General features: G+C 69.5%; 5 protein-coding genes and 1 pseudogene. 4 read left to right on the top strand and 2 right to left on the bottom strand.

Annotation, left to right across the window (positions count from 1 at the left end; genetic code table 11):
• A partial coding sequence (locus FPZ47_RS26460) for a Ppx/GppA family phosphatase (RefSeq protein WP_246859915.1) occupies positions 1–1043 on the bottom strand: 1043 nt, incomplete at its 3' end.
• Positions 1044–1283: 240 nt separating this feature from the next.
• Between FPZ47_RS26460 and FPZ47_RS26455 the strand changes: the two genes are divergently transcribed.
• The 4 genes and pseudogenes from FPZ47_RS26455 to FPZ47_RS26440 form a co-directional block, all read left to right on the top strand.
• Complete coding sequence (locus FPZ47_RS26455) at positions 1284–2096, top strand: DUF3109 family protein (RefSeq protein ID WP_144957024.1); 813 nt, start codon at positions 1284–1286, stop codon at positions 2094–2096.
• A gap of 117 nt (positions 2097–2213) precedes the next feature.
• Positions 2214–3113 (top strand): SAM-dependent methyltransferase, encoded by a 900-nt coding sequence (locus tag FPZ47_RS26450; RefSeq protein WP_246133627.1) that lies wholly within the window; start codon positions 2214–2216, stop codon positions 3111–3113.
• Positions 3114–3137: 24 nt separating this feature from the next.
• Positions 3138–4052, top strand: coding sequence for a class I SAM-dependent methyltransferase (locus FPZ47_RS26445; protein ID WP_144957021.1), 915 nt, complete (start codon positions 3138–3140; stop codon positions 4050–4052).
• Positions 4053–4319: 267 nt separating this feature from the next.
• A pseudogene (locus FPZ47_RS26440) lies at positions 4320–4553 on the top strand (NUDIX hydrolase); the annotation flags it as partial.
• A gap of 7 nt (positions 4554–4560) precedes the next feature.
• On the opposite strand, the gene regX reads toward FPZ47_RS26440, so the two are convergent.
• Positions 4561–5244, bottom strand: a complete 684-nt coding sequence (gene regX / locus FPZ47_RS26435; protein WP_144957019.1) for a two-component sensory transduction protein RegX — start codon at positions 5242–5244, stop codon at positions 4561–4563.
• Between the last annotated feature and the right edge of the window lie 71 nt (positions 5245–5315).

Below are 5315 nucleotides of genomic sequence, written 5' to 3'. Positions count from 1 at the left end.
CGCGGCCCGCGCGCCAGGCCGACGAACCCGACGCCGGCCAGCAATCCGGGGCCGAGGAGATGAGTCCCGACCCGGTCTCCAGCATCGCGCACCGCGGTCTCGACGAGGGCCGTTCCGTCGGCTTCACTGTCGAGTTTGCGCAAGATGAGGCCCTCGCGTAAGGCCCACGGGCAGATATCCACCGTTTCGATCGACAGCGCTCGCATGCTTGCCTCCGCCACCAGGGCACCCGCCACGATCTGCGGTGCCCGTTCGGCGCTCACCCCTTCCAACTCCGCGCGGTCAGCGGTCGTCATCCTAGAGATGAAAGATATGAGTTGTCTGAGGCCGTTTGCGGTGAGCGTCCTCTTCACCCGCGGCCCGGCCGCCGAGGGCGCCGCCCCCGTGAGCCGTGCCAACGACCGGAAAGTCTTCGACGTCGCCACCGCCAGGTCCGGGGGGCCTGCGTCCAGGACCGCGACGCCGGCATCGGCCAGCTCGGCGTCCAGCCAGTCGCGCAGCATCGCCACCCGGCGGCGGCCCGGCGGGTCGTCGGGGAGCCACTCGCGCGTCAACCGCCCGGCCCCCAGGGGCAGCGACATAGCGACCTCGGGCTCCTCGTCGACGCCGCTGGACACCTCCAGCGAACCGCCGCCGATGTCGAGGTTGATGATGCGGCCCGCGCTCCAGCCGTACCAGCGGCGCACCGCCAGGAAGGTCAGCCGCGACTCGTCGACCCCGCGCAGCACCTGCAGTTCGACGCCGGTCTCCTTGCGCACCCGGGCGAGCACGTCCTCGGAGTTCTCGGCGTCGCGCACCGCCGACGTGGCGAAGGCCATCAGCTCCGCGCAACCCGAGCTGTCGGCGATCTTGGCGAACTCGTCGATCGTGGAGATCAGCTTCTCCGCGCCGCGCTTGGTGATCTTGCCCGAGCTGTCGGTCGCCTCGGCGAGCCGCAGCGTGGCCTTCGTCGAACTCATCGGGGTCGGATGGCCGCCGCGGTGGGCATCGACCACCAACAGATGGACCGTGTTGCTACCCACGTCGAGCACACCCAATCGCACCCAAACAACCTAGCCCGGCGACGATGCAGACCGCGTGGCGGTCTGAGGAGGAGGCGGGCAGTCAGATGCAGCCCGGCGACGATGCAGACCGCGTGGCGGTCTGAGGAGGAGGCGGGCAATCGCATGCAGCCCGGCGTCATGAACAGCGTTGTTCGACCCGCCCGGGTCCCGGCGATTCGCGGCCACCGGGCCCGGGTGTCAGCGGGCGCCCGGGCCCGAATCGTGGTCTACCGTGAACCCGTGCCGAATCCGGACCCCCGCCCCGGGCAGGAAGTCGATTTGGACTTCGCCCGCGAATGGGTGGAGTTCTACGACCCCGACAACCCCGAGCACCTGATCGCGGCCGACCTGACCTGGCTGCTGTCGCGCTGGACGTGCGTGTTCGGGACGCCGGCCTGCCACGGCACGGTGGCGGGCCGCCCGGACGACGGGTGTTGCTCGCACGGCGCGTTCCTGTCCGACGACGACGACCGCGCCCGCCTCGACGACGCCGTGACCAAGCTGACCGACGACGACTGGCAGTTCCGCGACAAGGGCCTGGGCCGCAAGGGCTACCTGGAACTCGACGAGCACGAGGGCCAACCGCAGTACCGCACCCGCAAACACAAGGATGCGTGCATCTTCCTGAACCGGCCCGGCTTTCCCGCCGGCGCGGGGTGCGCGCTGCACAGCAAAGCTCTCAAGCTGGGGGTCGCGCCGCTGACGATGAAGCCCGACGTCTGCTGGCAGCTGCCGATCCGGCGCAGCCAGGAATGGGTGACGCGGCCCGACGGCACCGAGATCCTCAAGACCTGGGTCACCGAATACGACCGCCGCGGCTGGGGCTCCGGCGGCGCCGACCTGCACTGGTACTGCACCGGTGACCCCGGCGCCCATGTCGGCGCCACGCAGGTGTGGGAAAGCCTGGCCGACGAACTCACCGAACTGCTGGGCGCCAAGGCCTACGCGGAACTGGCCGCGATGTGCAAGCGGCGCAGCAAGTTAGGGCTGGTCGCGGTGCATCCCGCCACCCGGCTCAGCGAACAGAGCGGGGCGCGGCGGCTCCGTGTTTGAACTCTGCCGCAAGGCAATTCGATCGTAGCTGGCGGCAGTCGTCGCGCATCGGCGGCCACGGGCACCCGAATCGGTCGAAGGTGAACACAGACGCGAGCGGTGCAATGATTGGCGAGTATGGGAATGCGGCACCGCCACGACGACGACACCTGGGATCTCGCGACGAGCGTGGGGGCGACCGCGACACTGGTGGCCGCTGCGCGGGCTGTCGCGAGCCGGACCGATCGTCGGCTCGTCGACGATGCGTTCGCCGAGCCGCTGGTGCGCGCCGTGGGAATCGACGTCTTCGAGCGCTGGGCCGGTGGGGAACTTGACCTCTCCGACGACGACTGCCGGCATGTTCTGCAGTGGTTCGTCGACCTCATGGCGGTCCGCACCCGCTACTTCGACGAGTTTTTTCTCGATGCGGCGGCAGCGGGGATTCGTCAGGCGGTGATACTCGCCGCCGGCCTCGACGCCCGCAGCTATCGACTGCCCTGGCCGCCGGGAACCACGGTGTTCGAGATCGACCAGCCGCCGGTCAGCGCCTTCAAGACCGCCACGCTCGCCGGGATGGACGCGCAGCCGACTGCGGACCTGCGGGCGGTGCCTGTCGACCTGCGGCTGGACTGGCCCGCCGCGCTGCGTGGGGCCGGCTTCGAATCCGGCCGGCCCACCGCGTGGATCGCCGAAGGCCTGCTGCCATTCCTGCCACCGGATGCCCAAGATCGGTTGCTGGACCAAGTCAGCGCGCTCAGCTCCGCCGGCAGCCGGCTGGCCGCGGAGGTTTTCGTGCCGCCGTCCCGCGAGGTGATGCGGCCGCTCCGGGAACGCTGGAGCGACCAGGGCTTCGACGTCGAGCCTTCCGACCTGGTCTATGCCGGCCCGCGTCACGACGTCGCGCGCTACCTGGCACAGCACGGCTGGGAGACGGTCACGACGCCGCTGACCCGGTTGCTTGCCGATAACGGCATCGCCACGCGTGCCGCAGCATCGCCCTTCGCCGGGAGTAAGTACTACGCCTCGATCCGAACCTGATGCGATACCGGGAGGGGAACCAGCATGTCCAGAACCGATGACGACACCTGGAGCATCACCGAAAGCGTGGGCGCCACGGCATTGGAGGTCGCTGCGGCGCGCGCGGTGGAGAGCGAAAGCGATAATCCGCTGATCAGCGACCCCTACGCGCGGCTGTTCCTGGACGAGGCCGGCCCGGGCATCTGGAGTCTGTTTGCCCAGCCGACGCTGCCCGACGACCCCGACGTGCGGGCGCAGCTGCGGGCGATGGTGGACTTCATGGCGGTGCGGACGGTGTTCTTCGACGAGTTCTTCTTGACCGCCGCGCGCGCCGGGGTGAGCCAGATGGTGATCCTGGCGTCGGGGCTGGATTCGCGAGCCTGGCGGCTCCCCTGGCCGGACGGGATCACCGTCTACGAGGTCGACCAACCGCAGGTGCTGGACTTCAAGACCCGCACCCTGTCCCGGCACGGCGCCCTCCCGGCGGTGACGCCGGTGTACGTACCGGTAGACCTGCGTCACGATTGGCCGCAGGCGCTCTGCGATGCCGGCTTCGACCCGGCCCGGCCCACCTGCTGGTCGGCCGAGGGACTGCTTCGTTACCTCACGCCGTCGGCGCAGGATCTGTTGTTCGAACGCATCCACGCGCTCAGCGCACCGGGCACCCTGCTGGCCACGAATGCCGTCGGTGCCGAGGCCTTCGATCCCCGGTGGCAGGCGCGCCAGCGTGACCAGATGGACCGCCTGCATGCGGCGGCCGCCCGGCTGGTCGACGCCGATGTCGTCGACGTCGAGGAACTGTGGTACCCGCAGGAGCGCACCGACGTCGGCTCCTGGCTGACCGACCACGGCTGGGCGGCCACGACAACGCCCCTGCGTGACTGGCTGACCCGCTACGGCCGCGACGAGGCGGCCAAGGACCTCATGCCGAACCTTTTCGTTTCCGCGCGCCGCCCTTGACCGCCGGGCCGCGGTGCCGCCCGGAGGTGAACCCGCCGGTGTCGATCATGGCCGTGGCACAGGCCGTGGGCGACGAGGTCGTGGGCGACGAGGTCGTCGCCGTCCGCTGATCGAGTGTGAAACCTGGGCGTCGGGGGTGAATCCTGGGCGGCGACACGCCGGTGCAAACCGCCCTGGATGCACAAGCAAAACCCTCGACGCACACTCGATGAATGCCGATCCCCGACTTCATCGTCGAGCTGCGGCGCTCAGTCGGCCATGCGCACCGTCCACGCCAACGGGGACCGGGCCCAATATCTGGATCACGTGTTCCGAATGCAGTGGGTATGCGGCGAGCCGTTTGCGGCCGACGACGAGAGCACCGCCGCGGCGTGGTTCGACCTCGATGATCTTCCGCCGATGACGGCGGACATGCGTCGGCGCATCGAGTTGAGTGCCGGCGACGACGCCCGGACGGTTTTCGACGCGAACGGTTCCCCGCCGGCGACTCAGCCGGGCTAGCCCGGGGCTAGCCCTCCAGCTTGTAGCCCAGCCCGCGCACCGTCACCAGGTGCACCGGGTTGGCCGGGTCGGCTTCGATCTTGGACCGCAGGCGCTTGACGTGGACGTCGAGCGTCTTGGTGTCGCCCACGTAGTCCGCGCCCCACACCCGGTCGATCAGCTGCCCGCGGGTCAGCACCCGCCCGCTGTTGCGCATCAGGTACTCGAGAAGGTCGAACTCCTTGAGCGGCAACATGATCGTGTCACCGTTGACCGAAACGACGTGCCGCTCGACGTCCATGCGCACCGGCCCGGACTCGAGCACGCCGTCGCTGATCTCGGAGTCGTCGTCGCCGCCGCGGCGCAGCACCGCGCGGATGCGGGCGATCAGCTCACGCGCCGAATAGGGCTTGGTGACGTAGTCGTCGGCGCCCAGTTCCAGCCCGACCACCTTGTCGATCTCGCTGTCGCGCGCGGTCACCATGATCACCGGCACGCTGGAACGCGCGCGCAACTGCTTGCACACGTCGGTGCCCGACATCCCCGGCAGCATCAGATCCAGCAGTACGATGTCGGCCCCGGCCCGGTCGAACTCGGCCAGCGCGGCCGACCCGTCGGTGACCACCGTGGCCTCGAATCCCTCCTTGCGCAGCAGGAACGCCAGCGGATCGGCCAGCGACTCCTCGTCCTCCACGATCAGCACGCTGGTCATCGGCGCCATTCCTCCTCATCGCTGCGCTCTGCATCGTCATCGGCGCGGGTCATCGGCGCCATTCCTCCTCA

Origin of the sequence: Mycobacterium helveticum (genome assembly GCF_007714205.1) — a bacterium.
In the GTDB taxonomy this organism is placed as follows: Bacteria; Actinomycetota; Actinomycetes; order Mycobacteriales; family Mycobacteriaceae; genus Mycobacterium; species Mycobacterium helveticum.
Note: the sequence above shows the minus strand (reverse complement) of the source record. Positions and strands in the feature narration are given on the sequence as shown.